Origin of the sequence: Thalassospira lucentensis, assembly GCF_011806425.1 — a bacterium.
Classification (GTDB): Bacteria; Pseudomonadota; Alphaproteobacteria; order Rhodospirillales; family Thalassospiraceae; genus Thalassospira; species Thalassospira lucentensis_B.
The window spans coordinates 702,467-728,746 of the sequence record NZ_JAATOV010000001.1; the positions used below are offsets into that span (position 1 = coordinate 702,467).

General features: G+C 53.2%; 21 protein-coding genes. 11 read left to right on the forward strand and 10 right to left on the reverse strand.

The window, feature by feature from the left end:
- Nucleotides 1-6: 6 nt before the first annotated feature.
- From HCZ99_RS03285 to HCZ99_RS03325, 9 genes are all read left to right on the forward strand, one after another.
- A complete protein-coding gene (locus HCZ99_RS03285) occupies nucleotides 7-1,143 on the forward strand; it encodes a thiolase family protein (protein ID WP_167445416.1) in 1,137 nt (378 codons plus the stop codon).
- On the forward strand, nucleotides 1,143-3,494 hold the full coding sequence (locus tag HCZ99_RS03290; RefSeq protein ID WP_167445417.1) for a 3-hydroxyacyl-CoA dehydrogenase/enoyl-CoA hydratase family protein: 2,352 nt from the start codon (nucleotides 1,143-1,145) through the stop codon (nucleotides 3,492-3,494). The genes HCZ99_RS03285 and HCZ99_RS03290 overlap by 1 nt, the downstream gene beginning before the upstream one ends.
- Nucleotides 3,495-3,517: 23 nt before the next feature.
- A complete protein-coding gene (locus tag HCZ99_RS03295) occupies nucleotides 3,518-5,302 on the forward strand; it encodes an acyl-CoA dehydrogenase C-terminal domain-containing protein (RefSeq protein ID WP_167445418.1) in 1,785 nt (594 codons plus the stop codon).
- Nucleotides 5,303-5,357: 55 nt separating this feature from the next.
- Nucleotides 5,358-5,888, forward strand: coding sequence for an acyl-CoA thioesterase (locus HCZ99_RS03300; RefSeq protein ID WP_167445419.1), 531 nt, complete (start codon nucleotides 5,358-5,360; stop codon nucleotides 5,886-5,888).
- A 69-nt stretch (nucleotides 5,889-5,957) separates the two neighbouring features.
- Entirely contained in the window at nucleotides 5,958-6,782 is an 825-nt protein-coding gene (locus tag HCZ99_RS03305; protein ID WP_167445420.1) for an enoyl-CoA hydratase, read from the forward strand.
- Nucleotides 6,783-6,808: 26 nt separating this feature from the next.
- Nucleotides 6,809-7,702 (forward strand): SDR family oxidoreductase, encoded by an 894-nt coding sequence (locus HCZ99_RS03310; RefSeq protein WP_167445421.1) that lies wholly within the window; start codon nucleotides 6,809-6,811, stop codon nucleotides 7,700-7,702.
- 257 nt (nucleotides 7,703-7,959) lie between these two features.
- Nucleotides 7,960-8,478: a sigma-70 family RNA polymerase sigma factor gene (locus HCZ99_RS03315; protein WP_167445422.1), complete on the forward strand. Its 519-nt coding sequence runs from the start codon at nucleotides 7,960-7,962 to the stop codon at nucleotides 8,476-8,478.
- An 87-nt stretch (nucleotides 8,479-8,565) separates the two neighbouring features.
- Nucleotides 8,566-9,624, forward strand: coding sequence for a FecR family protein (locus HCZ99_RS03320; protein ID WP_167445423.1), 1,059 nt, complete (start codon nucleotides 8,566-8,568; stop codon nucleotides 9,622-9,624).
- 137 nt (nucleotides 9,625-9,761) lie between these two features.
- Complete coding sequence (locus tag HCZ99_RS03325; protein WP_167445424.1) at nucleotides 9,762-12,209, forward strand: TonB-dependent siderophore receptor; 2,448 nt, start codon at nucleotides 9,762-9,764, stop codon at nucleotides 12,207-12,209.
- 118 nt (nucleotides 12,210-12,327) lie between these two features.
- Here HCZ99_RS03325 and HCZ99_RS03330 read toward each other — a convergent pair whose 3' ends face one another.
- From HCZ99_RS03330 to HCZ99_RS03360, 7 genes are all read right to left on the reverse strand, one after another.
- On the reverse strand, nucleotides 12,328-12,807 hold the full coding sequence (locus HCZ99_RS03330; RefSeq protein WP_167445425.1) for a hypothetical protein: 480 nt from the start codon (nucleotides 12,805-12,807) through the stop codon (nucleotides 12,328-12,330).
- A 137-nt stretch (nucleotides 12,808-12,944) separates the two neighbouring features.
- The gene (gene mdoH / locus HCZ99_RS03335; protein ID WP_254869411.1) at nucleotides 12,945-15,068 is read right to left on the reverse strand and encodes a glucans biosynthesis glucosyltransferase MdoH; all 2,124 of its coding nucleotides are present in this window, start codon (nucleotides 15,066-15,068) and stop codon (nucleotides 12,945-12,947) included.
- 58 nt (nucleotides 15,069-15,126) lie between these two features.
- Entirely contained in the window at nucleotides 15,127-16,884 is a 1,758-nt protein-coding gene (locus HCZ99_RS03340; RefSeq protein ID WP_167445426.1) for a glucan biosynthesis protein, read from the reverse strand.
- A 341-nt stretch (nucleotides 16,885-17,225) separates the two neighbouring features.
- A complete protein-coding gene (locus HCZ99_RS03345; protein WP_167445427.1) occupies nucleotides 17,226-18,824 on the reverse strand; it encodes a gamma-glutamyltransferase family protein in 1,599 nt (532 codons plus the stop codon).
- A gap of 20 nt (nucleotides 18,825-18,844) precedes the next feature.
- Nucleotides 18,845-20,368, reverse strand: coding sequence for a tripartite tricarboxylate transporter permease (locus tag HCZ99_RS03350; RefSeq protein ID WP_167445428.1), 1,524 nt, complete (start codon nucleotides 20,366-20,368; stop codon nucleotides 18,845-18,847).
- A 15-nt stretch (nucleotides 20,369-20,383) separates the two neighbouring features.
- On the reverse strand, nucleotides 20,384-20,935 hold the full coding sequence (locus tag HCZ99_RS03355; protein ID WP_167445429.1) for a tripartite tricarboxylate transporter TctB family protein: 552 nt from the start codon (nucleotides 20,933-20,935) through the stop codon (nucleotides 20,384-20,386).
- Nucleotides 20,932-21,876, reverse strand: a complete 945-nt coding sequence (locus HCZ99_RS03360) for a Bug family tripartite tricarboxylate transporter substrate binding protein (protein WP_167445430.1) — start codon at nucleotides 21,874-21,876, stop codon at nucleotides 20,932-20,934. The genes HCZ99_RS03355 and HCZ99_RS03360 overlap by 4 nt, the downstream gene beginning before the upstream one ends.
- A gap of 238 nt (nucleotides 21,877-22,114) precedes the next feature.
- Here HCZ99_RS03360 and HCZ99_RS03365 point away from each other — a divergent pair, with 238 nt between their 5' ends.
- Both HCZ99_RS03365 and HCZ99_RS03370 read left to right on the forward strand, forming a co-directional pair.
- Nucleotides 22,115-22,948 (forward strand): sulfite exporter TauE/SafE family protein, encoded by an 834-nt coding sequence (locus tag HCZ99_RS03365; protein ID WP_167445431.1) that lies wholly within the window; start codon nucleotides 22,115-22,117, stop codon nucleotides 22,946-22,948.
- Between the two features lie 113 nt (nucleotides 22,949-23,061).
- Nucleotides 23,062-23,733, forward strand: a complete 672-nt coding sequence (locus HCZ99_RS03370; protein WP_167445432.1) for a FadR/GntR family transcriptional regulator — start codon at nucleotides 23,062-23,064, stop codon at nucleotides 23,731-23,733.
- 81 nt (nucleotides 23,734-23,814) lie between these two features.
- Here the strand turns inward: HCZ99_RS03370 and HCZ99_RS03375 are convergent, their stop codons facing one another.
- The 3 genes from HCZ99_RS03375 to HCZ99_RS03385 are packed head-to-tail and all read right to left on the reverse strand — an operon-like array spanning nucleotide 23,815 to nucleotide 26,266.
- Complete coding sequence (locus HCZ99_RS03375; protein WP_167445433.1) at nucleotides 23,815-24,573, reverse strand: aspartate/glutamate racemase family protein; 759 nt, start codon at nucleotides 24,571-24,573, stop codon at nucleotides 23,815-23,817.
- Entirely contained in the window at nucleotides 24,570-25,406 is an 837-nt protein-coding gene (locus HCZ99_RS03380; protein WP_167445434.1) for an ABC transporter permease, read from the reverse strand. The genes HCZ99_RS03375 and HCZ99_RS03380 overlap by 4 nt, the downstream gene beginning before the upstream one ends.
- Before the next feature lie 2 nt (nucleotides 25,407-25,408).
- The gene (locus HCZ99_RS03385) at nucleotides 25,409-26,266 is read right to left on the reverse strand and encodes an ABC transporter permease (RefSeq protein WP_167445435.1); all 858 of its coding nucleotides are present in this window, start codon (nucleotides 26,264-26,266) and stop codon (nucleotides 25,409-25,411) included.
- Nucleotides 26,267-26,280 lie beyond the last annotated feature (14 nt).

Genomic DNA, 26,280 nt, shown 5'->3' on the forward strand with positions numbered 1-26,280 from the left:
CTAGCCATGACCAATGCCGTTATTGCCGGATATGTCCGGTCGCCCTTTACCCCCGCCCGCAAAGGCGCGCTGACCAAGGTCCGCCCTGACGATCTTGCGGCACAGGTTGTCAAAGGATTGGTCGAGAAAACCGGTATCGATCCCAAAGATGTCGAAGACCTGATCCTTGGCTGTGCATTTCCCGAAGGCGAACAGGGCTTTAATGTTGCCCGCCTTGTCACATTCCTTGCCGATCTGCCGCGCTCTGTCGCCGGGGTGACCGTCAACCGGTTCTGTGGATCATCCATGCAGGCAATCCACCAAGCTGCCGGTGCCATTGCGATTGGCGCTGGGGACGTTTTCATCTGTGCAGGCGTCGAAAGCATGACGCGCGTGCCGATGATGGGCTTTAACCCGCTGCCAAACCCGGAACTTTATAAAACAATGCCTGAGGCCTATATGGGCATGGGCGACACAGCCGAAAACGTTGCAGCGAAATATGATTTATCGCGTGCAGAACAGGAAAGCTTTGCCGTCACAAGCCATAAAAAAGCCGCCGCTGCGCAATCGGCTGGCAAATTCACAGATGAAATCATTCCAATCCAAACCAAAGACGGCGTTGTTTCAGAAGACGGCTGCATTCGCGCAGAAACCACCGCCGAAAGCCTTGCGGAACTGAAACCGGCCTTTAAAGAAGACGGCGTTGTGACAGCGGGAACGTCATCCCCCCTTACCGACGGTGCATCAGCGGTTCTGGTGTGCTCCGAAGAATATGCGGCCAAACATGGTCTTACGCCGCTTGCGCGCATCAAGTCGGTTGCGGTTGACGGGTGCCTGCCCGAAATTATGGGGATCGGCCCAGTTGGCTCATCGAAAAAGGCCCTGTCGCGTGCCGGGATTAGCGCCGACGACCTTGATGTGGTTGAACTCAACGAAGCATTTTCATCGCAAGCCATAGCAAGCATTGCCGATCTTGGTCTGGATATCGCAAAGGTCAATATTGACGGCGGTGCATTGGCCCTTGGTCATCCGCTTGGCGCGACCGGCGCACGGATTGTGGGCAAGGCCGCCGCGATTTTGAAACGCGATGGCGGTAAATATGCCCTTGCGTCGCAATGTATTGGCGGGGGTCAGGGGATCGCGACCATATTGGAGGCGATGTAATGCCCAATACCAAATCAGACCCGAAACAGGCCAAAATCAAACAGGTCGCCGTGATCGGTGCCGGTGTAATGGGCGCATCAATTGCCGCGCATATCGCTAATTCCGGTACCCCGGTCTTGCTGCTTGATATCGTTCCCGACGGTGCAGAAAACCGCAATGCGATTGCCGAGGGCGCGGTTGCCAAAATGCTCAAAACCGATCCTGCGCCCTTTATGGCAAAACGGGTCGCCAAGCTGATTACCTGCGGCAATATCGAAGATCACCTTGAAAAGATCGCCGACTGTGACTGGATCATCGAAGCGGTGATTGAACGGCTTGATATCAAACAAGACCTGTATCGCAAGATCGATAAGGTCCGTGCCAAGGGGTCGGTTGTTTCATCCAACACATCGACCATTCCGCTGGCGACCTTGATTGACGGGCTGGATAAAGGGTTCGCACAGGACTTCATCATCACGCATTTTTTCAATCCGCCGCGCTATATGCGGTTGCTTGAACTGGTCGGATCATCTGTCACACGCGATGATGTCATCGACACGGTTGCTGAGTTTGCCGATCACAAATTGGGCAAGACCTGTGTCATCTGCCACGACCAACCGGGTTTTATCGCCAACCGTTTGGGGGTCTATTGGGTTCAGGCCGCCATGGTCGAGGCAATGGACCGCAAATTGACCGTCGAAGAAGCCGACAGTGTCATTGGCCGCCCGTTTGGCATTCCCAAAACTGGTGTATTTGGCCTGATGGATTTGGTCGGGCTTGATTTGATGCCCCATGTTCAATCAAGCATGGCCGGTCTTCTTGATAAATCCGATCCGTTCCACGCGATTTACCGCGAAAGCCCGTTAGTCAGCAAACTGATTGCCGATGGCTATACCGGGCGCAAGGGCAAAGGTGGTTTTTACCGCCTGAACGGCGACGGCGGCCAGAAAGTCAAAGAATCAATCAATCTGGAAACCGGGGAATTTTCGAAGTCGGAAAAAGCCCGCCTTGGCAGTGTGCGCGATGCAGGCAAAGACCCGCGCAAAATGATGCAGGCCACGGATAAGGGCGGGCTTTATGGCCGTGCGGTTATGGGCAAAACCCTTGCCTATGCCGCCTTTATCGCCGAAACGGCCGCAAAGTCGATTGTCGATGTCGATGACGCTATGAAGCTTGGCTATGCGTGGAAAACTGGCCCGTTTGAGCTGATAGATGCCATTGGCGTCGATACGCTGATTGAAATGCTTGAAACCGATGGCGTTGACGTTCCACCACTGCTGAAAAAGGCGGCTGGGAAATCGTTTTACAAGGTCGAAGACGGGCAGCTTTATTATCTTGGCTTTGATGGGTCATATGCCCCGGTTACCCGCCCTGATGGCGTCATTCTGCTTGAAGATATCAAACGCAAATCCGAACGGGTTGCCGGTAATCGTGGTGCGTCGCTTTGGGATATTGGCGACGGGGTCGCCTGCCTTGAATTTCATACCAAGATGAATGCCCTTGATGGCGATGTGTTGGGCGCGCTCAAAACATCGATCCGAACGGTGAAAAAGCAGTTCAAGGCGCTGGTGATCTATAACGAAGGCAGCAATTTTTCCGCCGGGGCCAACCTTGGCCTGGCGTTATTTGCCGCCAACATCGCTGCATGGCCGGAAATTGAAAACCTGATTGAAACCGGTCAGGAAACCTATAAGGCACTTAAATATTCGCCGTTCCCGGTTGTCGGTGCGCCAAGTGGCATGGCACTGGGCGGTGGGTGTGAAATCCTTTTGCATTGTGATGGCGTTCAGGCACATGGCGAAACCTATATCGGGTTGGTGGAACCCGGTGTTGGTCTGATCCCGGCATGGGGCGGGTGTAAGGAAATGATCCGTCGTTGGACGGAAAATCCCAAATTCGCCAAAGGCCCAATGGCGCCAAGTGCCAAGGCGTTTGAAATCATCTCGGTCGCGACCGTTGCCAAATCCGCCATGGAAGCCAAGGAAAACCTGTTCTTTCGCGAACAAGACGGCATCACCATGAACCGCGACCGTTTATTGGCCGATGCCAAGCAACGCGCTCTTTCGATGGTGGATGGATACGAAGCCCCCAAAGAATTCACCTACCACCTGCCTGGTGAAAGCGGTCGCGTCGCATTTGAAATGGCCGTGGATGGGTTCCATCGCCTTGGCAAGGCCACCGATTACGACCGTGTCGTGGCCGGCGAGTTGGCCACGGTTCTTTCGGGCGGCGATACCGACGTTACCAACGAACTGTCCGAAGACGACATTCTTGAAATGGAACGCGAAGGTTTCATGCGGCTGGTCCACAATGAAGGCACCATGGCCCGGGTTGAGCATATGCTGCTGACCGGCAAGCCGTTGCGTAACTAGGAACGGTTCAGGAGGAAATAGAAATGGCCGAATATAAAGCACCGCTGCGCGACATGCGCTTCGTCCTGACCGAGCTGTTTGATTATAACGACATCAACCAGATGCCCGGTTGCACCGATTTCACACCCGATGTCGTCGATGCGGTTCTTGAAGAAGCCGCCAAGTTTTGTGAGGAAATCCTGTTTCCGATCAATCGATCCGGGGATGAAGAAGGATGCCACTGGGATGACGGGGTGGTGACAACCCCAAAGGGCTTTAAAGAAGCTTACCAAACCTTTGCCGAAGGCGGCTGGACCGGAATTGCCTGTGACCCTGCTTATGGCGGTCAAGGTGCGCCAAAGTCGGTTAATGCATTGTTCGAAGAAATGATGTGTTCGGCCAACCTGTCATTTGGCATGTATCCCGGTCTGTCATTTGGCGCCTATGCCGCGCTGCGTAACCATGCATCAGACACCCTAAAAGATAAATTCCTGCCCAAGATGGTCGATGGAACTTGGTCTGGCACCATGTGCCTGACCGAACCGCATTGCGGTACGGATCTTGGCATCATCAAAACCAAGGCAGAACCACATGATGATGGGTCTTATGCGATCACCGGCACAAAGATTTTCATATCCGCCGGTGAACATGACCTGACGGAAAACATCATCCATCTGGTATTGGCAAAACTGCCCGATGCCCCCAAAGGAACCAAGGGCATATCCCTGTTCCTTGTGCCGAAATTCATGGTTGGTGATGACGGATCGCTTGGCGATCGCAACGCGGTTAAATGCGGATCAATCGAACATAAAATGGGCATTAAGGCATCCGCGACCTGCGTCATGAATTTTGACGGTGCCACGGGCTATTTGGTGGGGGAACCCCATCAAGGCATGCCGGCCATGTTTACCATGATGAACCAGGAACGGCTTTCGGTCGGCATTCAGGGCCTTGGCATTGGCGAAGCCGCCTATCAGGGCGCACGCGCCTATGCCAAGGATCGGTTGCAGGGACGCGCCCTTACCGGCTCAAAATCACCTGAAAAACCCGCCGATTCGATCATTGTTCACCCCGATGTCCGCCGCATGTTGTTAACAGCCAAGGCAACCAATGAAGGATGCCGGGCGATGGGCATGTGGGTGGCGCGCGCCCTTGATACCGCCAAACATCACGAAGACCCAATCAAACGCGAAGAAGCCGACGAATTCGTGCAACTGATGACCCCGATTGTCAAAGCGCTGTTTACCGATTGGGGCTTTGATAATGCCAATCTGGGCGTGCAGGTCTTTGGCGGGCACGGCTACATCCGCGAATGGGGCATGGAACAATATGTTCGTGATGCCCGCATTGCACAGATTTACGAAGGGACAAACGGCATTCAGGCCCTTGACCTTGTCGGGCGTAAAATGCCGGCAAAGGCAGGTCGTTACCTGCGACGGTTTTTCCACCCGGTTCAGGAATATATCCAAGCCAACGTATCGAACGGGGAACTGGGTGACTATGTGCAGCCGCTGGCAAAGGCGTTCATGCGCCTGCAGCAAATCACCGGTGAACTGGCCCAACGCGGCATGAAAAACCCTGACGAAGCCGGGGCCGCCGCATCCGAGTTCCTGCGCCTGTTTGGATTGGTTGCGGTTGGTTTCATGTGGGCACGTACCGCTGAAATCGCGCTGGCGAAGAAGGATGACGATCCCGATGGGTTCTATAAGGCCAAGCTGATCACGGCCAAATTCTATATGGAACGGATTTTGCCCCAATCGGGTGCGCTGTTTAGTCAGATGATGTCGGGATCTTCCAACATGATGTCGCTTGATGAGGAGCTGTTTTAGTCATGGCAGCGGGCCGCAGCCGACATGATCCGCCATCAATGTGCGGGGTACTGTTGTGAACCTGATTTTCCGACTGATCCGTGTTTTGATCTTGTCACGGGTGCGGCCCGGCCTGCATCCGCTTGATCCATCGTGTTTGCATTTTCGGGCATGGCCATTTGATCTGGACATCAATGTGCATATGACCAATTCGCGCTATTTCGCCCTGATGGATTTGGCGCGCACCGAACTGATCCTGCGCAACGGCATTGCTAAACAGATGTTTAAACGCCAATGGCAACCAGTGGTATCTGGCGCCACCATGCGGTTCAAACGCGCGATCAGACCGTTTCAGAAATTCACGGTCGAAACACAGGCTCTCTATTGGGATGACAAGGGGTTTTATCTTGAGCAGCGCTTTGTCGCGGATGGCAAAACCCTTGCCCTTGGCATCGTAAAGGCGGTGTTTGTTGGACCAAGCGGCATCGTCACGCCCCAAGAAATTTGTCGTCTTGTCGGGGCGGATGAAACGTCCCCGATAATGCCCGACTGGTTGGCAAGTTGGCCTGATGTGGAAAATGCGATCGAAGACCGCCTTGTCGCGTAACGCCGTACCGCCGTAACGCGCACAGCGCACAAACATAAAACCGGGTAAAAGCCCGCGGGAGGACGTCCTATGGCATCGCACTCAGATGACGCCGTTTTGCTGTCGATTTCTGATGAAATCGCGACAATTACGCTAAACCGGCCAGACCGCATGAATGCGCTTGATCAATCCATGATCGCTGGCCTTGCCAACGCCCTTGATCAGGTCGAAGGCGATCTTGCCCATATTGGCGCGGTCATCATCGAAGGATCGGGCGGCACGTTTATGGCGGGCGGCGATGTGAAATTCTTTCATCAGCTATCGCAAACCCCACCCGACAAAGCCCGACCAGAAATCGAAAACATGATCGCTAAGGTCCATGACATCATTGCCCGCATTACCGCGCTGCCCCGTCCGGTGATTGCCAAACTCGATGGCGCGGTTGCGGGTTTTGGGATTAGTCTGATGAATGCCTGCGACCTTGCCGTTGCCGCCGAGGATACCGTTTTCACACTGGCCTATATCCATATCGGGACATCGCCCGATGGCGGTTCGACCCATTCCCTTCCGCGGCTTGTTGGCATGAAAAAGGCCAAGGAAATTGCCCTTTTGGGGGATCGTTTTGGCGCGGATGAGGCCATGGATTGCGGGCTGATCAATCGGGTCGTGCCCCATGTGCAATTGGCCAGCGCCACTGCGCAATATGCCACCCGTCTGGCCAATGGCCCACGCGATGCCATTGACCGGACCAAGGCCCTTTTGAACGATGCCTTGGAACATGATCTTTCCAGCCAACTCACCCGCGAAGCCAAATCATTTTCCGACTGTGCCCAAAGTAATGATTTCCGCGAAGGTGTTACCGCCTTTGTCGAGAAACGCAGCCCGCATTTTGGCAAGTCATCGGACAAATCATAAAAAAAAATTCAGGGGGGAATACGATCATGGCAAACCTTAACGGGAAGACATTGTTTATCACCGGTGCATCGCGCGGCATCGGCAAGGAAATTGCCCTGCGTGCGGCTCGGGACGGTGCCAATATTGCTGTGATTGCCAAAACCGATCAGCCTCATCCCAAACTGCCCGGCACCATTCATAGCGCCGTTGCCGAGATCGAGGCAGCCGGCGGCAAGGGACTGGCCCTTAAAACCGATATCCGCGATGAAGATCAGATCACAGCAGCCGTTGCCAAAACCGTCGACGCGTTTGGCGGGATCGATATCCTGATCAACAATGCCAGTGCAATCAATCTAACGCCGACCTTACAAACCCCGATGAAGCGATTTGATTTGATGCATCAGGTCAATACGCGCGCAACATTTGCCTGTGCGCAGGCCTGCTTGCCGCATCTGATGAAATCGGACAATCCGCATATTCTGACCATGTCGCCCCCACCCAATCTGTCTGCGCAATGGTTTGCCAATCACACGGCCTATACCATTTCGAAATACGGCATGAGCCTGGTGACGCTGGGTCTTGCGGCGGAGTTTGCCGATGCTGGGATCGCAGTGAATTCACTTTGGCCGGTAACGGTGATTGAAACCGCCGCCCTTAATATGATCCCGGGGATCGAACAGGGCCGGGCCCGCACCCCCAAAATTCTGGCCGATGCTGCGCATGCCATTTTGACATCGCCCGCACGCGATGTGACCGGCGGCTTCTTTACCGATGAAGCCGTGCTTGAGGCCATCGGCATCACCGATTTTGAACAATACAACCTGACGCCGGGCACAGTCCCCTATCAGGACTTCTTTTTGGAACTGGATCGCAACGGCAAGAACGACCCGCAGGTTGCGAAACTTTTGGACAAGATTGGCCGCTTTCACACCGCCGTCTAATTGGATTTGGCGTCAAAATGATGGTGTTTTGGCGTCTTTAGGGGACCTGATTTGTCCATGTGATTTTGCACAATGGCAATCAGGTTTCTCGCCCGCTGAACTCAACCCGCCCTTTTGTGGCGGGTTCTTTTTTGGGCGCTCGCCAAATGACCGCTGGTTTAGTTTGATTGCATGGGGCGCATTTTTCTGCTTTACACTGCAATCGATTTTGATATTCATTCGCAAAATAGTGCGGTACGTGGAATTTCCTCACCCTTATGATCACCCGGTCTCGCCATATGATTCTTGATGCGCTCGAACGTTATTATGACGAGCTGCTTATTCATGTGCGCAAACGGGTTGGCTGTGGTGCGATGGCGGCTGATATCATTCAAGAAGTCGGCGCAAAACTGACTGAACGCCCCCCAGAAACCGCCATCGAAAACCCACGGGCATTTTTATATCGTGCAGCCAGCAATATGGCGATTGACCAATTGCGGGCGCAAAAAACCCAAACCCGCTATGTTCAAACCGGCGATATCCCCGAACATGCGCGGTCTGATACCCCATCCGTCGAAGAACACCTTGTCCAACGTGAACGACTGGCTGTTTTGAAACGTGCTGTGGATGAATTGCCGCCAAGGTGCCGCGACGTTTTCATCATGCGTAAATTTGATGGAATCTCACAGGCAGAAATTGCAGAAAAACTTGGAATTTCGCGCGGCATGGTGGAAAAGCACATTCGAAATGCCCTCGCCCATTGCATGGAAAAGATGCGCGAAATCGATACAAATTAAAAAGCAATTCCGGTTTTTGCATTGGCAATCGTCTTATTGTCATGGACCGGATCAAAAAGTGACGGACAGACGAGCAGAGGACGAGACGTGCCGCAGAACCCGCAATCGGCAGACGCACAAAAACGCATAGAACAAGAAGCTTCTTATTGGCTCGCCCGTTTTGACGGTGCAGAAACCCAAAAAGAAGCCGATGCGGTCGCGGACGCGCATGCCCAGTGGCTGGCACGCGATCCACGTCATCTACAGGCGTGGCAGCAGGTTAATAATATCTGGCAAGAATTTGATCTTTTGGCAGACGATTTCAAAAATCAGGCCGACAGCCATCCGGCACGCCATGCATCCGATGCCCCCACTGTCGTTGATTTCACGTCACATAACCGCCGTTCAGGTGCTAAAACCGCCCAGTCACGTGTAAAACGTGGCCCTTGGCGCATGGCGGTCACATCGGCCCTTGCCGCGTCTATTGCGTTTGCGGCGGTTTTGGGCGGCATGCATTATCTGCCAAATCATACGGCGGATATTGCAACCGGATATGGTGAAGTCCGCACAACCGAACTTCCCGATGGATCGTTGATTGCGCTGAATACCGATACCCTGATTGATATCGATTACAGCAACGATACACGCCGTATTCATCTGATTTCGGGCGAGGCTATCTTTACCGTATCCCCCGATAAAACCCGCCCATTCGTCGTCACAGCCGGGAACGGAACCGCGACCGCCTTGGGCACTGTGTATGGTGTTCGAAAATACGACGAAAATGCCACCGTCACAGTCCTTGAAAGCAAGGTTGGCGTGCAATGTCAGTGCGATAATATCGCCCCTGATGGCCAAATCGTTGTCCGGCCTGGTCAGAAAATTCAGTACGGACCATCGGGAATGGGCAAACTGGAAACGACCGCATTAACGGAAACAAGTTGGCTTGATGGAAAGCTTGTGTTTCGCAATGAACGTCTTGATGACGCCATCGCCAAAATCAATCGATATCATTACGGTATCATCCGCCTTGCCAATCGATCCCGCGCGGACGAGCGGATTAACGGTGTTGTGAACTTGGACAACCCAACTGCCATGGTCGACACGCTGAAAGACGCGATGAAACTCGACAGTCTAAGCGTTACCAACGCGTTGATTCTGCTGTATTGACGAAAAATCCCAAAAATTTTCATTTTTAAGGTCGTCTTTTCCCGGACCTCCCCGTCTTACCAATAAGAATGCAATTTATTCGCATTATCGGAAAGTAAACACTGCGCCGCAATATCCGGTGCTTCTTGGGGGTCCTGATGAAACCAACGATGACCGGCACGGCACAGACATGGCCTAACCGCCGCACATCCAAACCAATCCTGACACTTCTTCTGACCGGGACGATGTTGACCGGGTTTGTCGTCACCGGCATTTCACCCCTGCACGCGCAAAGCGCGACGGTTGAACTTGCCGCCAACGACACCGTTGTTGCATTTGATGTGCCCGCTGGCAGCCTGTCTGATGCGTTAACCCGGTTTGCGCAGCAGGCTAATGTGAACCTGATTTACAGTGCCGACATCACGCGCGACCTGCAAAGCAGCGGCTTTATCGGCAATGCGACCATCGACAATGCACTGCAACAGGTTTTGGCTGGTACCGGTATTCTTTACCGCGTTGGCGATAATGGATCGATCACACTAAACGCAGCACAAACCACCGATGGCAGCACCCTTACCGCCCCTGTCACCATCGAAGCAACGGCAGGTGAACTGGCCAAGGGCCCGGTCGATGGCATCATTGCCAGCCGAAGCGCAACCGGCACAAAAACCGATACAGCCCTTGTTGAAACACCACGTTCAATTTCCGTGGTGACCGCCGACGAAGTCGAAACACGTCAGGCACAAACCGTAATGGATGCGTTGGAATATTCGCCCGGCATTCAGCCCGATCTGTTTGGCTATGACACCCGCTATGACTGGTTCAAGGTACGTGGGTTCTCGCAAAACGAAGTCGGCCTATACCGCGACGGCTTGCAGTTACGATCATCTGGCTACGCATCGTTCCAACAAGAAGCCTATGGCGCAGAACGCGTTGAACTTTTGCGCGGCCCCACATCGGTTCTCTATGGGCAAAACTCCCCAGGTGGGATGGTCAATGTCGTCACCAAACGCCCCAATGCCGACATGCAAAACGAAATCGAGATTCAAGGGGGCAGTTTTGATCACAAGCAGGGCGCGTTTGATATCGGCGGCAATATCCTGAACGACGGCAGTGTGATGTATCGCCTGACCGGTTTGGTTAAGGATTCCGGAACGCAAACCGATATGGTCGATGATGACCGGGTTTATATTGCCCCGTCACTTAAATGGGAAAACGACGATACCAGCTTGGTCTTGTTGACCCATTATCAAGAAGACCATACCGGATCCGCCAATAACTGGTTACCCACCGTGGGGACAATTTATGACGCCCCGAATGGTGCAATTCCGGTCGATGTCTTTACCGGTGATCCCAGTTTCGAAGGATATGACAGAACGCAATATTCTGTCGGCTACGAGTTCAGCCACGATGTGAACAATCAAGTCACTTTGCGCCAGAACGCCCGCTATGCCTATGTCGATGTCGACTATAAGACATTCTATGGCAATGGCTGGGATGATGTGAACGCAGGCACCCTAAAACGCAGCACCTTGCGTACCGATCAGAATGCAAATGTCTTTACCATCGACAACCAAATTGAAAGCCGTTTCGAATTTGGCAGCGTCAATCACACATTGCTGACCGGTTTGGATTACCAACACTACAAATATGACCGAGAGGCATATTTCGGGATGGCGTCATCGATCAATGTTTACAATCCATCATATAACGGATCCTTGCTTGGCGAAGCGACATGGTATGATGACGAACTGACCCAACGCCAACTTGGCATCTATGCCCAAGACCAGATTGATTTTGATGAAAACTGGACGCTGACCCTTGGCGGACGTCAAGATTGGTCGGATGAGGAAAAAATCGATAACACTGCCAATGGCAAAGAAAGCAGTAAAAACGATCATGCTTTCAGCGGCCAAGCCGGTCTTATCTATAAGACGGATTTCGGTCTGGTGCCCTATGTCAGCTATTCCGAGTCCTTTACCCCCGTGGCAAGTACGGGCACCCAAAGCTTTGATCCGGAAACCGGACAACAGTTTGAAATCGGTGCAAAATACGAACCGCAAAGCTTTGATGGTTTGTTCTCGGTGGCACTTTACGATTTGCGCCGTCAGAACGTGACAACAGCCGATCCCAATGACCCAAATTTAAAAGTTCAAACCGGTGAAGTCCGCTCCCGCGGTGTCGAACTTGAAGCTGGGTTTGAACCAATCGACGGTCTTGTCACCAAACTGGCTTATACCTTTAACGATGCCGAAATCACCAAAACCAATGACGGCAATCGGGGGAAGGTTGCAAAATCAACGCCCAAGCACACCGCATCGCTTTGGGCTGATTACACCTTTGACCATGGGATGCTTGATGGGTTTGGCTTTAATGGCGGTGTACGTTATCTCGGTTCACAATATGTCGATGACGCCAACACCATAGAAGTCCCACACACAACCCTGTTTGATGCGGGCATTCACTACGATCTTGAAAACTATGTCTTCGCCTTGAATGCGACCAACCTGACCGATGAACGCTGGGTTGCCAGCTGTGCCGGCGCAACGTCGTGCTATTACGGTCAGGGCCGGACGTTTCTTGCCAGTGTAAAATACCGCTGGTAATCAGCAGATCGACAGTGACCACATACAAAAGCACCGCCGAAATCGGCGGTGCTTTTTGTTATGCGCATAGGACGTTGAGGGTTCTAAAAACGTCTGCACGCAGTCGTGTAACTGTGTCTTAGGATGCTTCGCGCTCAAGAGTCTGACGCGGCATTTCGCATGATTTCAAGCTTGGCGTTGGCAGCATCATCTGAACTGACAAGGCAATCGCCAGATCATTGTTTTTACGTTCTTGATCAAGGAAATGCTCAGACCAGATGCCATCGCGATTGGCCGACAAAAAGGCGCAACGCAGCATCGAAAACGCGGTTGAACGATAACAATCATGCTGACCGGTTACCTGTTCGAACCAACCGGCAATCGCATCGTGCGCGGCCTGATCCAAAAGGTCCTGCATATTTGTCCGATCATTTGCCGCAAAGCTGTCTTGGGCAAGGGCATCACGAAGGGCGGTGACCAAACGCTGGTTCGCCGATGCGTTGGTCAGACCAAATGACCGCAGCCAAGCACGGGCTGTATCTTCGATCAGGCGCGTCATAGCAGCCGATTCAAAAGCGGCGTAGGAATAACCCTGTGATGCAAAGGTCAGATCAGTCATGTGTTCAGCCCTTTAAAAGGTAAGCGATCATTTATGATTAACTGTTCGTTAAGAATGATATTCGCCTGTAAAAGTCGGAATATTTTGCTCAAATCTGGGCGTTTTTGTGGCGGCACATATATCATAAAAACAATGACTTACGAAGATTCATTTGTTTTTTGTGCTGCATGTGCGTCCCGACCAGCCATGATTTGATCAAGTGGTTTAACCGGCCACGACAAAATCAGAAGCTTCTCATCGCGTGTAAGGCTTTCGATCCCCAAACGCGCAAGCTTTTCGTAAATGATGCCAATCTCGATCCCGGTGCGTGCATCGGGTTTACGTGTCGGCAACAAGGCCGAATGCAGGGCATTGGCGTACGGATCTTCGATCAGGCGCAACAAGCCATCCTTCACATCGCCGCCACCGTTTTCCGCGGTAATCCGATCCAGTGCGCGCAGTTCATCGGGGCTGTCATATTCTTCGGGGGTGACAAACAACTTCATCCGCCGCGCAGCCTTGCCAATTTTCAGGCTGCTGGAATAGTGGGTCAGCCAAGGCGACAAAACCAAACCGGCCAAAATCGGCGATAGCCACCAGAAGAACGCCGTATCGACAAAGATCGCGATCGCGCCCCAGATTAACCCGATCACAATAATCGTCCGATGGGTTTTCAGGGCCGCACGAAACGGCACACCTGCATCATCACGTTCCTGCGCGTCCCAACCGACCTGATTACCGGTCAGAACCGAAAACACAAATTGGGCATGCAACATCATCATGATTGGGGCCTGCAACGCGGAATACAGCGTTTCGAGAACCCCACTGGCCAGCACCATGACCCCGCCATACTGTTTGCGATCGCGGCCAAGGCAAACCATCAGAATCGAGATGATCTTGGGCAGAACCAGCATACCGATGGTGAAAATCAGCAAGACCAGCATTTCAAACGACCTGTCCACCGGCCATTGCGGGAACATGGTGAAATGACCAGGGAAGAAGCTATAGGTCAGCTGCGTGTTTTGCAGTGTGGCAACGGTCGAACTTAACAGCAACAGCAGCCAAAGCGGCGACGAGCCAAAGCTCATAACACCCATAAAGAAATGCAGTCGGCTAAGCGGTTTGAACCCTGGCGCAACCATCAAGCGCGCATGTTGCATATTGCCCTGACACCAACGACGGTCACGGATGGCAAAATCAATCAGGTTGGGCGGCAATTCTTCCCAGCTGCCTTCAAGCTGCGGGATCAACCAGCACCGCCAACCAGCCTTGCGCATAAAGGCTGCCTCGACGAAATCGTGGCTAAGGATATGCCCGCCCATCGGCGGCTTGCCCGACAAAACCGGAAGACCACAGCATTCAATGAATGCTTTGACGCGAATGATTGCGTTATGGCCCCAATAGTTCGAACTGCCCATACACCAAAATGACAGACCTGCTGACATGGTCGGGCCGTGAACACGGGAAATAAACTGCAAGATACGCGCAAACAGGGTCTGACGACCGGTCGGCTGCGGCGGGCTTTGGATAATCCCGGCATCCTGATTGTTTTCCATCAAATAGGCCATGTTCACCATGGCCTCGCCGGACATCACACTGTCGGCATCAAAAACGATCATGTGATCGTAATTGGCCGCATAGGTTTCGCAGAATTCTTTCAGGTTGCCCGATTTGCGTTCGGTATTTTCCGTACGTCTGCGGAAAAAGATTTTCCCGCGGGCGTTCAAATCCGTACAGGCCTTGGCCCATGCCATTTCTTCGGCGATCCAAATATCGGGATCACGGGTGTCAGACAGAACAAAGAAATCAAACGCATCAATTTCACCGGTCGCAGCAAGGCTTTCATAACTGGCGCGAAGGCCGGCAAAGACACGGTTTGGGTCTTCGTTATAAACCGGGATCACCACGACGTTTTTGGACCGTAGCGGCCCTTGGCGTTCAATGGGTTTTAAGCGTTTAAGCGTAATCGCATCGAGCTTTAAGCCACGCAGGAACAACCCAACAATACCGGTGAAAAACGACAACGAAATCCAGGCAAAGTTGATGGTAAAGAACGTTACAACCACCATTTCCATGATCGTCAGTTGATCCGCACCCAACACATCGGCCATCAACCATGCCGCATAGGCAGTTGCGGCCAATGACGCACCAAACAAAAAGAACCGCCGCGCACCAACGCCCGGTCCACGCAGCTTGACTGCCGGATCGTACGCCACGCCGTCAAATTGCCCGGTTGGGCCATCAGGCATTGTTGTTTCTTGTTGGTCAGAAGTGCGGTTCATCTGGCTTTACCTGAATAAATCGGTGTTCAGCAATACGATCTGCGGTCAAAAATGCGGGTTAAAACACCCACGGCATGGTCCAGGTTTCACTAAGGACCTGTTCATCATACAAAAGGAACGCGCGCAGATTGCTGCTGGGCGCGCCGCTGTCGTGAATCAGATCAAAGGTGACCCTGACACCACCATTTTCCGGGTCAGCGATGATGCGAATATTTTCAACGCTTCCCTCAGACGTGCTGACATTGGCCTTCATATTGGCGACATTTTTGGCGAAGTAATCAAGGTCGCCACCGGCAAAGTTCAGAATGAAACGGGTCTTGGCCGTATCGTCATCCCCCTGCGCTGCAATACGCATGATCCGGGTATCGGTTGCTTGCGCCATCTGGTGCAAATCATCGCCGTCACGGGTTGCCGTAATGCTGTATTCGACCTGCATTTCGCCGCCTGCGACCGGTTTGGTTTCCGGCACCCAATAGGCAACGATATTGTCGTTGCTTTCACTTGGGATCGGGATTTCGACCAGTTCGACATGCCCCTTGCCCCAATCGCCTTTCGGCTTGATCCAATAACCGGGTTGCTTATCGAAACGACGGTCAAGGTCCTGATAGTGGTCGAAATTACGGTCGCGCTGCAACAAGCCAAAGCCGCGCGGGTTTTCATCCAAGAATGAACTGATCTGCAAATTGACCGGGTTATCAAGCGGACGCCACAGCCATTCGCCATGACCATTATTGATCAAAAGGCCGTCGCTGGAATGAACTTCACCGCGATAATCGTCAAAGTTACGGCGGTGCTGTTCGCCAAACAGGAACATGCCGTTCAATGGGGCCAGTCCGACCTTTTCTACACCATCGCGGAAAAACAGGTTGGCGCGGATATCGGCTTTACTGTCTGAACCCGGCGTAATGTCAAACTGATAGGCCCCGGTGACGCGCGCACTATCAAGCAGCGCATAAACCGTGATTTTACGTTCACCTTTTTTCGGCGCGACGATCCAAAATTCACGGAATACCGGGACTTCTTCGCCGGTTGGGCCGGCCAGATCAAGGGCCAAGCCGCGCGCCATCTGACCAATTGATTGGCCTTCGCCCTGAAGACGGAAATAAGACGCGCCTAAGAACCGTGCCAGTTCGTCGCTGCTGGTCACATCCGTCAACGGATAGCGAAGCCGGAACCCGGCATAGCCCTGTGTTGAAAAATCATTGGCCGACAAGCCAAGCTTGCCAAAATCAAACAGTCCCGCGGAATAAGGCACGACCTGCAAATTGCCATCGCGCACAAGATTAATCGCGACCGGCACATCATACATATTGCCCGGATGGAACAGCTCAAGCGAGAAGCCCGACTCTGCCTGACTGAAAAATGCGCGCTGTGACTTAAACCGGATCTGGTCGTAATCATAGGCACTCAGATTGGCCAATGCATCGGGCAAATCGCGATGTGGGTCTTCAAATGGCTTTTTCGCCAAATCGCGGGCGCGATCAATCACCATTTGCGGATCAAACGCCACCGGCGCAGACGTCACAGGCTTTTCTTGATCGGCTGCTGCCGCTGTTGGCACTGGCTGGGGTTCTGCGGTGGCATCGCCTTGATCAGCTGCTGATGCTTCGCCAGTTGCCGCGTCGGCACCCTCTGCTGCGGGTTGCGCAGCATCAGTTTGTGGCTTTGGCGCCGCTTCCGCCTCGGTCTGGTCAGCAGGCTTTGAACCTTGCGCCCATGCACCGTGCGATGCGCCAACCATAATGGCACTGGCGGCAGATGCGATCAGAAGAACACGTTTGAAACTAAGCGCCACGCGCCGTTGATTATTTTGCATGTTTCTCGTTTGAGTTACCCAACCAATGGATTTCTAGAGAATCCTAGCGTTGCTTGTGCGCAAAAAACGAGGCAGGAATGTGTCGCGAAAAGGGAAAGAATCCGCAACATCACCTTACCCAGCCTATCCCCATCATCCCAACTACGCCAAACCGCCCTATGTGCAAAGCGGCATTTTTGCATAGGCTATCGCACTGAAATGCGGGGGTTTTCAGCTTGACAGAACCCAAAATTTAAAACCTTAGGTGGTGTTTCCCGCATGCCATAAAAAAAGGGCCGGCCCATTTCTGGACCGACCCGGATATCAGATGACTGCGAATGCCGATCTGAAAGACGCTTTAATTAGTAGCCAACCGCACAGCCATCTTTGCGCGGATCAGATCCTGCGACATAGCCATTCTCGGCTTTGGCAATCAGCTGTGCGCCGCCAAACCCGAAATTGGTGCTGTCGGGTGTTTCAACCGCAATCGCATGGCCTTTGGCTTTCAAACCATCAATGACGTCGGCACCAAGGGATGCTTCGACGGCCACTTCTAGGCCGGACAACGCCTGCCAACGCGGCGCATCCGCCGCCGTTTGCGGGTCCTGCCCCCAAAGCTGTGTGCGCAGGGTCATTTGAAGATGCCCTTGGGCCTGCATTGGGCCGCCCATGACGCCAAAGCTCATGACGGGGTTGCCGTCATCGCCCATCAAGAACGCCGGAATGATCGTCTGGAACGGACGTTTGCCGCCTGCGACATGGTTTGGATGCCCCGGTGTCAGGCTGAAACCATGACCACGGTTCTGCAAACTGATGGATGTGCCCGGCACCACAACGCCAGAGCCAAAGCCCATATAGTTCGACTGAATAAACGATACCATCATGCCGTTTTCATCGGCTGCCGTGACGTAAACCGTACCACCATGTTTTGGTGCACCAGCCTTGAAGTCCTGCGCCTTATTGGCATCAATCAGGGCCGCACGGGATTTCAAATAATCATCGGACAAAAGATGCTCGACCGTCACATCGGTCATGTGATCAAGGTCGGCGACATAGGCACGCATATCAGCAAAGGCCAGTTTCATCGCTTCAATTTCAAGATGAAGTGCTTCGACCGAGTCTGGTGCGTAATCAGTGATATTGGTATAGCGCAAAATGCCCAAGGCAATCAGGGCCGAAATCCCCTGCCCGTTTGGCGGAATTTCGTGCAGTTTCACTTTGCCAAAGCCTTGTGAAATCGTCCCGACCCAGTCAGCTTTATGGTTGGCCAAGTCTTCTTCGGAAAGGGCCGCACCATGTTCCTTGGCAAAGGCAGCAATCTTGGCCGCCAATTTACCCCGATAGAAGCTTTCCCCCTTGGTCTGGGCAATATCAATCAGGCTTTCAGCAGCTGCTTTGTTGGTGAAAAGCTCGCCCGCTTTTGGCGCTTTGCCACCCGGCAAGAAGGCCTCAGCAAAACCGGGCTGTTTGCCCAAAAGATTGCCGCCCTTTTCCCAAAGGGTGGCAATGATCGGAGAAACCGCAAAGCCGCGCGTTGCATATTCGACAGCCGGTTCAAACAGCTTTTCAAAATCAAGCTTGCCGAATTTATCGGAAATTTCACGCCATGCGGAAACCGCACCGGGTGTGGTGACCGCTTCCCAACCGCGCTGGGGCATGGTGTCGGCACCGGCAAAACGTTCTGCGTTCCACGCCGCTGGTGCACGACCAGATGCGTTCAAACCATGCAGTTCTTTGCCATCCCAAATAATGGCATAGGCATCAGATCCCAAACCATTGCCGGTCGGTTCAAGCACGGTCAGCGCAATGGCCGATGCCAAGGCGGCATCCGCGGCGTTACCACCTGCGAGCAACATGCGCAAACCGGCCTGTGCGGCCAACGGCTGCGATGTGGAAACGATATTGCGCGCCAAAACCGGTGACCGGCGTGAGGCATAAAGCGCGTCATGACGAAGTTTCATTGAAGTCTCCTGGTAATGGCTTAATCGCCATCTTGTTCATCGGTGGCAGCGCGGTCTTTACGGCGCATTTTCAAGACCGAACGGACGCTGAAAATAACAGACAGCAAGGCCGCCGCCAGCAACACAGCCGAAATCGGACGGGTAAAGAAGACTGTCCAGTCCCCATCACTCATCAAGGCACGACGCAGGTTGGTTTCGGCAATTGGCCCCAAAATCACACCCAGCACCAACGGTGCCAACGGATAATCAAGGGATTTAAGCCCATAGCCAACCAGACCAATCGCACCGAGCAAATACAAGTCCGTCACGCGGTTATTAAGCGCAAAGGCCCCAATCACGCAGCAGATCATCACAGTCGGCACAATGAACTGTTTCGGAATGTCGGTGACGCGCAAGAACAGGCGCATCGACAACACGCAAACCACCAGCATCATCAAGGACGCAACAATCATGGCAATGAACATGCCATAGGCCAGATCCGCATTATCCATGATCAAACGCGGGCCAACCGAAATGCCATGCACCATAAGGGCGGCCATCAAAATGGCGTCCACCGCTGATCCCGGAATCCCAAGGGCAATCATCGGGATCAAACCGCCACCCGCCGTGGCAGAGTTTCCGGCCTCTGACGCGATCACGCCGTCTGGCGTGCCTTTGCCAAATTCTTCCGGATTTTTCGAACTGCGCTTGGCTTGGTCATAGGCCAACAGGTTGGCAATCGAGCCACCGGCACCCGGCAGCGCGCCAATAAACACACCAATCAGTGATGACCGAACAAGGTTCACCGGATGCATCAGAACTTCGCGCATCACAGCCCAGGTCTTGAACTCGATCACGTCGGGGATCAGCGCACCTTTGGTGCCTGTTTTACCGTCATCTTCGACTTCGCTCATCAGCTGGCTGATGGCAAAGATACCGATCAGAACGATCAGGAACGGCAGACCCGGCATCAAAATATCAGAATCAAACGTCAAGCGCGGGCGGCCCATCATCGGGTCCGGACCAACCGTTGCCAATCCCAAACCAATCACGCCAGCGATCAGGCCACGCATCAGGGAATTCCCCACAAGGCTGGCGACAATCGTCAGGGCAAAAACGATCAACGAGAAATATTCCCAAGGACCGAGTTTCACCGCGATCAAAGCCAGCGGCGGCGCGGCAACGATCAGAATGATGGTGGAAATAACCGTTCCAAAGAACGATGACCAAACCCCAAGTGAAAGCGCACGTCCGGGTTCCCCGCCACGTGCCATCGGAAAGGCATCAAAGGTTGTGGCGACCGAACTTGGTGTTCCAGGAATGCCCAAAAGGGCCGCACTGATCAAACCACCGGTATAACCACCGACATAGACCGACAACATCACCGAAACACCCTGTAGCGGGTCCATGGTAAAGGTCAGCGGCAAGGTCAGAATAATCGCCATCGTCACCGTAAAGCCGGGAATGGCGGCGGCAACGATCCCGGCGACAGAGCCGATCAACATATAAATCAGGGTATCGAATGCGAAAACCTGATGGGCACCGGCAAGAAATGCATCCAACATGATCGTAAACTTTTTTTAGCCCGCGAACAGCACGCCGCGCGGAAGAAACACGTTAAAGACCTCAGCAAACAGCAGATTCAAGCCGACCGAGAAAATCAGGGCGGCGATTACAGACTGAATAATGGTCTTTTTCGAAATGCCTGCGATCATAAGCTGGGCGATCATCAGAAAGACAAAGGTCGCCAGCGAAAACCCGGCATAGGGCAAGGCGGCGAGATAGACCACCAGCAAGCCAAACAGCGCAAAGGCAACTTGGCGCGCCCGGATCCATCGGCGCAAAGCCCCACTGAGGCCGTACAAATGACCGGTTTTGCGAATGTCAATTACCGCACGGATCGCAGCAATCAGGCACAACACCGCCAGAACGGCAAAAACCAGCTTGGGGAATGATCCCGCACCAAGCGGTTCCCAACGCGATGTTGGCAATGCGCCAGCCCGGACCGACAGATAAACTGAGCCCAAACCAAAGACGATGTATGAAATCAGCCGCGCGAATTCCGTTCTTGCACGACGAGCAGCGGATGCATCTGCACCCGCTGCTGCTGATTTCTCAGTGCCGTTCGTCATCCTGCGAGCTTGCCAACCAGACGGTTAACAGTTTCAGACAGTTTGCCGAGATAGGCTTTGTATTCTTCCTGACCAAGGAACATCGGCTCAGAACCAACATTCTTGATTTTGGCGCGGACGTCTTCTTTCTGCATGACTTTTTCCAAGTCAGCTTCAAGCGCATCAGCGATTTCCTGCGGGGTGCCTTTTGGCAGAACAACGCCGCGGGTCACAGCAAGATCAAGGTCTTTGCCAAGCTCTTTGAAGGTCGGAACGTCCGGTGCTTCTTCGGTACGCTCAGGCATACCAACAGCAGCAAAGATCAAGTCGCCATTTTCAACGAACTGACCAGCAGACGAAACGTCACCGATTGCAACGTCAATGTTACCACCAACCAGTGCACGGATACGCTGACCGGTACCTTCGTAGCCGACATAAGAGAACTGAATACCGTATGCGTCTTCGATCATTGCCATGTGCAAGTGCGGCACACCAGCAAGGGTCACACCGGCGCGCACCGCACCCGGGTGTGCTTTGGCATAAGCAACCATTTCATCAAAGGTCGAGAAGTTGTCGTTTTTCGCAATCGTCAGGTACTGCGGCGACGAGGTGACCAACGCGATCGGCATGAAGCTGTCCCAGTTAAGGTCAGTGATGCCCGTACCATTTGAAATCAGCAAACCTTCGTGGATTTGCGACATGGTATAGCCATCTGCCGGACGTTTGGCGAACTCAGCCAAACCAATATTACCGCCAACACCAGGCATATTGATAACCGGAACAGCCTGACCGGTTTCTTCTGCCAGACCCTGTGCAACGATACGCATCAGCGTGTCACTGCCGCCACCCGGGCCCCAAGGCACGATGAATTCGATCGGTTTCGTCGGATAGTCTTGCGCCTGAACCGGGCCAGAAATGGCAGCAGCCATCAAACCAGCGGCAACGGCAATCTTGCGGAACATATTAAGAGCCTCCTGAATAAACATGTCCAGATCAATTAAAACCAATTAAATTTTGGTTCCGTCATTTTGTCATCACATTGTTGTCATCCGAATCTTTTATCTGCAACCCTAAAAACGCATATGCACTTATTTTTTCGCCATTTATTGCAGTTTCACGTTCAAAATTATTGCAAAACCAAGAAGACTGGCGTTACTTAAAATCAGATATACACTTTAAATTGGTTTGGATTGGTTTGAAATGATTGAAATTGATGGCACCATGAGCCTCTATTTGGTTTGGGGCGCTGCCATGCTGTTTGCGGGCGTTGTTGGCGGCATCATGGCCGGGCTTCTTGGCGTAGGCGGCGGGATTGTGATTGTGCCGGTGCTCTATCACTTTTTGACCACCATGGGTGTGGATGAAACGCTGCGCATGCAGGTCGCCGTTGCCACATCGCTGACGACAATCATCGCAACCGCGATCTCCTCGACACGCAGTCACTATAAAAAGGGGTCGGTTGATACAGCCCTGTTAAAACATTGGGGACCGGCGATTATCGTTGGTGTGATCATCGGCACCGCCATTGGCGGGTTTGCAGATGGTCGGGTTCTGACCATTGTGTTTGCTGTTGTCGCACTTTTGGTTGCTGCAAACATGATCCTGATTAAGGACCGTGAAACCGACGAACAGAAAAAACCATCCAAACCGGTTTGGGCCGTTCTGGGCGTCATCGCCGGTGGCTTGTCGGCCATGATGGGGATCGGGGGCGGTACGATCTGTGTGCCGGTTCTGAACTTCCTTGGATATGACATCCGCCGCGCGGTTGGGACGTCGGCTGCCATTGGTTTGATCATCGCCATTCCAGGCACGATTGGCTATGCCATGTCGGGCATTGGTGTCGAAGGTCGCCCACCCTTCTCGTTGGGGTATGTGAACGTTTTGGCCGCCGCCCTTTTGATCCCGATGACCGTACTTTGCGCGCCAATTGGTGCACGCATCGCGCACACCATTCCGCGCCGGGCACTTCGCATGTGCTTTGGGCTGTTTCTGGCTGTCACATCATTGAGAATGTTCTATGATCTGATTAGCTGATATAAGCTCAGACCGAAATTAAACCCGAACCAGTCCACTGGGAAATAACACCTGAAAATAAGGGTGCGGATTGGTTCGGACGCAGGGAACGCCATAAAAAAAGAATAACGACCATGTATGATATCGCGACTCAATCTTTGGCCGAGAAACTTAAAGCAGGCTTTTCAGACGGCAGCTTCGTCAAAGAAGGTCGCGTCATCCCCGAACGCCATCTTGCCGAACAGCTTGATGTCGGACGCCGCGCCCTGCGTAAGGCGTTTGACCTGCTTGAGAGCGAAGGTCTGATTTGGCGACGACAAGGACAAGGCACCTTTGTCGGCACCCCGCCAACGCCGCGCCTGCGCAAACTTGAAGGCATCGCGACCAAAACCAGCCCGTTCGAAATCATGGAAGTCCGCCAGGAAATCGAACCATCCATGGCACGCTTTGCCGCCCTTCGCGCATCGCAGGGCGATATTGATGCCATGCGGACCATGGTTGAAAATGCCGCCCGCGCGACGACACAGGGCGAATATGAAAAATGGGATGCTGCGTTTCATCAGAAACTGGCCGAATCGGTAAAAAACACCCTGTTTCTGGCGGTGTTTGAGGCGGTTAACGCCGTCCGACGTGACGCCGCGTGGTCACGTCTGCGCGAAAGCAGCCATTCTGGCAGTCTGATCAATGACCTGAGCCGCCAACATCATGAAATTGTCGATGCCATTGAAATGCGCGACCCCAAACGCGCCGAAGACGCCATGCACCGGCATCTGGCACAGGTCGAACAGGCCCTAAAACAAAGCTGATCTTGGAATTACTTTAAACTGCCCAGCCCCCGAACCAACTGCACCAATTCGCATACCTTAACCGGGCAGCTTCGAATTGGCTCAGCCTTGTGGCGCGAACCCATCGAACATCCCGAAATAGGGTTTCGCTGGTGGGCTGGCATATGCCCCCGCCTTGCTGGTCTGAAGCCCCAGCATCGCCATGGCTTCAACCATCTTAACGGCGGCACTGACCCCATCAATCACCGGCACGCCAAGTTCGGACTGCAAGCGATCGGCAATATCGGTCATGCCCGCACAGCCCAAAACAATGGCCTCTGACCGGTCTTTGGCCAGGCTGGTTTCCGCCTGCTTTTTCAAGGCCAAATAGGCCGAAGACGCCCCAGATCCTTCAAAATCAAGCGTCCGCACCCCAGCTGCGCGCACAACACATTGCGACGCTGCCCCGTATTTTTCCACAAGGTGCTCCAACGGTCGCACCGAAACCGACATCGGTGTCACAATCGAAAACCGCGACGCGACGGCAGCAGCCATCCGAAGTGCGCCTTCGCACAGCCCCATAACCGGCGCATTGGTTAAACACCGTGCCGCATCAACGCCGGTATCATCAAAGCAGGCCACGACATATCCACGGATTGGATCGGCGGCATGACTTGGGTCTGCTTCCAGTTCGCGAATAACCGAAAGCAATCCGACACTGGCAAAGGCCTCGTCATAGTATCCCTCGATGCTGGCCGGGCCAAAGGATGGATTAAGGGCGATGATTTCGGTTTGTTGCGCGACAATTTTGCCCGCCTGATCGCCGACCTTTTTGGTAAAGCCCTCAGACAGGTTGGGATTAATCACCGCAATCCTGCTCATGCCTTTTGTCCTTTGCGCATCCGAAGGATCGCCACCGACCCAAGCGCCAGCGCAATCACCAGGAACGAGAACCCGGTGGTCACGGTGCCCAGCGCATACAGAACCGGCGTCGTGACATTGGTCGTCATGCCATAAATCTCAAGCGGCAGGGTATTAAGCGCACCGGCTGTCATAAGCGTTCGGGCGAACTCGTCATAGGACAGGGTAAAGGAAAACATCGCCACCCCGATCAGGCTGGGGCCCACCATTGGCAAGACAACATATTGAATGGTTTGCCAGTTGCTTGCGCCCAGATCACGGGCGGCTTCCTCGTACGACGGATCAAACCGGTTAAACACGGCAAACATGATCAAAAGCCCAAACGGGAAGGTCCATGTCAAATGCGCACCAAGGGCCGAGGTAAACCATTGTGGCTGCCATTCGATGATGTTGAAGAGCAAACCAATCCCAAGCGAAATCAGGATTGATGGCACGATCAAGCTGGCAATCGCCAGATAGAACACAATGCTGTCGCCCTTAAACCGACGGCGGAACGCCAGACCGGCCATGAAAGACACAACAACCGTCACCACCATGACAATCAGGCCAAGCTTAAGCGACCTTAAAAACGATCCACCAAAGTCGCCCACCGCCTGTCGTTCAAACAGATTACCAAACCAATGGAACGAAAACCCGTTCATCGGGAAGGTCAAACCGCCATTTTCCCCCTGAAAGGACAGAATAAAGATCGTCAGCATCGGTCCGTATAAAAACAGAACAAACAGGGCGAAAAACGCAGCGAGGACATAAAAGCTTGTCGGGCGCCGTTCACGTGTTTTGCGTGCATCTGCCATGATCACAGCTCCTTCCGGATATCAACCAGTCGCAACAACGCGGTTACGATCAACAGAACCGTAATCAAAAGCACCACCGCACTGGCCGCCGCGGCCGGATATTGCAACAGGCCAATTTCGTTGGAAATCTGCAAACCAACCGATGCACTTTGCCCGCCACTCATCAAACGAACTGTGATGAAATCCCCCATCACAACCGTGATGACAAAGATCGATCCAATCGCAATGCCCGGCTTGGACAACGGCACGATCACTGATTTTAAGGTTTCAAATCCGCTGGCGCCCGCATCGCGGGCCGCCTCGATCAAGGAACGGTCAATGCGCATCATCGAATTAAAGATCGGCACCACCATAAACAGCGCATAAAGGTGCACATCGGCCAACACGACAGCAAAGTCGGAAAACAGCAAGAATTCAAGCGGCTGATCGACAATGCCAAGATTGATCAGGGCCGAGTTCAAAAGCCCGTTTCTGCCCAAAAACGGAATCCACGAAATCATGCGGATAATGTTTGATGTCCAAAACGGGATGGTACAGACCATGAAAAGCACGATCTGCCAGGTTAAACTGCGCACGTGGAAGGCTAGGAAATAAGCCACTGTAAACCCGATCAACAGGGTAAACAGCCACGTCAGAGCCGCATATTTCAATGTATTGAGATAGATGCTCCAGGTCACCGAAGACCCAAGCAAATAGCTGTAATTTTCTAAAATAAAATCAGGCAGAATCCGGTACTCGTCATAGTCCCAGAAGCTGACAATCACGATGGTCACCAACGGAATGACAAGAAAGACCGCAAAGATCGCCGCCATTGGCGTGATCAAAAAATAGGACGATCGTTTGGACGTATCAGAAGCCATGGTCTGTCCCTGAA

Bases quoted from the DNA above. Each gene is read 5' to 3' on its own strand.
- HCZ99_RS03305 (WP_167445420.1), top strand. From the start codon at position 5,958: ATGGCATCGCACTCAGATGACGCCGTTTTGCTGTCGATTTCTGATGAA.
- HCZ99_RS03380 (WP_167445434.1), bottom strand. From the start codon at position 25,406: ATGGCAGATGCACGCAAAACACGTGAACGGCGCCCGACAAGCTTTTAT.
- HCZ99_RS03375 (WP_167445433.1), bottom strand. From the start codon at position 24,573: ATGAGCAGGATTGCGGTGATTAATCCCAACCTGTCTGAGGGCTTTACC.
- HCZ99_RS03310 (WP_167445421.1), top strand. From the start codon at position 6,809: ATGGCAAACCTTAACGGGAAGACATTGTTTATCACCGGTGCATCGCGC.
- HCZ99_RS03330 (WP_167445425.1), bottom strand. From the start codon at position 12,807: ATGACTGATCTGACCTTTGCATCACAGGGTTATTCCTACGCCGCTTTT.
- HCZ99_RS03350 (WP_167445428.1), bottom strand. From the start codon at position 20,368: ATGTTGGATGCATTTCTTGCCGGTGCCCATCAGGTTTTCGCATTCGAT.
- HCZ99_RS03315 (WP_167445422.1), top strand. From the start codon at position 7,960: ATGATCACCCGGTCTCGCCATATGATTCTTGATGCGCTCGAACGTTAT.
- HCZ99_RS03385 (WP_167445435.1), bottom strand. From the start codon at position 26,266: ATGGCTTCTGATACGTCCAAACGATCGTCCTATTTTTTGATCACGCCA.
- HCZ99_RS03370 (WP_167445432.1), top strand. From the start codon at position 23,062: ATGTATGATATCGCGACTCAATCTTTGGCCGAGAAACTTAAAGCAGGC.
- HCZ99_RS03355 (WP_167445429.1), bottom strand. From the start codon at position 20,935: ATGACGAACGGCACTGAGAAATCAGCAGCAGCGGGTGCAGATGCATCC.
- HCZ99_RS03325 (WP_167445424.1), top strand. From the start codon at position 9,762: ATGAAACCAACGATGACCGGCACGGCACAGACATGGCCTAACCGCCGC.
- mdoH (WP_254869411.1), bottom strand. From the start codon at position 15,068: ATGAACCGCACTTCTGACCAACAAGAAACAACAATGCCTGATGGCCCA.
- HCZ99_RS03285 (WP_167445416.1), top strand. From the start codon at position 7: ATGACCAATGCCGTTATTGCCGGATATGTCCGGTCGCCCTTTACCCCC.
- HCZ99_RS03365 (WP_167445431.1), top strand. From the start codon at position 22,115: ATGATTGAAATTGATGGCACCATGAGCCTCTATTTGGTTTGGGGCGCT.
- HCZ99_RS03345 (WP_167445427.1), bottom strand. From the start codon at position 18,824: ATGAAACTTCGTCATGACGCGCTTTATGCCTCACGCCGGTCACCGGTT.
- HCZ99_RS03340 (WP_167445426.1), bottom strand. From the start codon at position 16,884: ATGCAAAATAATCAACGGCGCGTGGCGCTTAGTTTCAAACGTGTTCTT.
- HCZ99_RS03295 (WP_167445418.1), top strand. From the start codon at position 3,518: ATGGCCGAATATAAAGCACCGCTGCGCGACATGCGCTTCGTCCTGACC.
- HCZ99_RS03290 (WP_167445417.1), top strand. From the start codon at position 1,143: ATGCCCAATACCAAATCAGACCCGAAACAGGCCAAAATCAAACAGGTC.
- HCZ99_RS03360 (WP_167445430.1), bottom strand. From the start codon at position 21,876: ATGTTCCGCAAGATTGCCGTTGCCGCTGGTTTGATGGCTGCTGCCATT.